This is a genomic window from Martelella sp. UBA3392, assembly GCF_002358775.1.
Classification (GTDB): domain Bacteria; phylum Pseudomonadota; class Alphaproteobacteria; order Rhizobiales; family Rhizobiaceae; genus Martelella; species Martelella mediterranea.
On record NZ_DEPM01000255.1, the window covers coordinates 1 to 1,337 of the forward strand.

Sequence of the window (1,337 nt, forward strand, 5' to 3'; positions counted from 1 at the left end):
AGCAGAACGTTGAAGACGTCCGGATGGGCCTTCTCGATCTCGTCGAACAGGACCACCTGATACGGCCTGCGCCGCACGGCTTCGGTCAGGGCACCGCCCTCGTCGTAGCCGACATAGCCGGGAGGCGCACCGATCAGCCGGGCCACGGAGTGCTTCTCCATGTATTCCGACATGTCCATGCGCACCATGGCGGTCTCGTCGTCAAACAGGAACCGGGCGAGCGACTTGGTCAGTTCGGTCTTGCCGACGCCGGTGGGGCCGAGGAAGATGAACGAGCCGATCGGCCGGTTCGGATCCTGCAACCCGGCGCGGGCGCGGCGGACCGAACGCGATACGGCCTGCACCGCCTCGCCCTGGCCGACGACCCACTTCGCCAGTTCGTCTTCCATGCGCAACAGCTTGTCGCGTTCGCCTTCCAGCATCTTGTCGACCGGGATACCGGTCCAGCGGGAGACCACCTGGGCGATATTGTCCGGGGTCACGACCTCCTGCAGGATCGAATCCGTGACGGTATTGTCTTCCGACTCCGCCTCGGCCAGTTCCTTTTCCAGCTTCGGGATCGTGCCATAGGCAAGCTCGCCCGCCTTCTGGTATTCGCCGCCGCGCTGGGCGATCGCAAGCTCGTTGCGGGCCGTCTCAAGCTGCTTCTTGAGATCGGCGGCGCGGTTGAGCTTGTTTTTCTCCGACTGCCAGCGCGCCGTCAGCGCATCGGCTTCTTCCTCGAGCGAGGCCAGTTCGGATTCAAGTCGCGCGAGGCGATCCTTGGACGCGGTGTCGGTTTCCTTCTTCAGCGCTTCCCGCTCGATCTTGAGCTGCATGATGCGGCGATCGAGTTCGTCGAGCTCTTCCGGCTTGGAATCCACCTGCATGCGCACGCGGCTTGCCGCCTCGTCCATCAGGTCGATTGCCTTGTCCGGCAGGAACCGGTCGGCGATGTAGCGGTTGGAAAGCGTGGCGGCGGCCACCAGCGCGCTGTCGGCGATGCGCACCTGGTGGTGCTGCTCGTATTTTTCCTTCAGCCCGCGCAGGATCGAGATCGTGTCCTCGACCGTCGGTTCGGCAACCATCACCGGCTGGAAACGCCGGGCGAGCGCCGCGTCCTTTTCGACATGCTTGCGGTACTCGTCAAGCGTGGTCGCGCCGACGCAGTGCAGTTCGCCGCGCGCAAGCGCCGGTTTCAAGAGGTTCGACGCATCCATCGCGCCATCGGCCTTGCCGGCGCCGACCAGCGTGTGCATCTCGTCGATGAACAGGATGATCTGGCCGGCTTCCGCCTGAACCTCGTTCAGAACCGCCTTCAGCCGCTCCTCGAACTCGCCGCGATATTTCGCGCCGGC

The 1,337-nt window shown here is 64.5% G+C and carries 1 protein-coding gene; it reads right to left on the minus strand.

Annotated features, from left to right (window positions below; translation table 11 throughout):
* A partial coding sequence (locus B4E36_RS20115; protein ID WP_345900745.1) for an AAA family ATPase occupies window positions 1-1,337 on the minus strand: 1,337 nt, incomplete at both ends.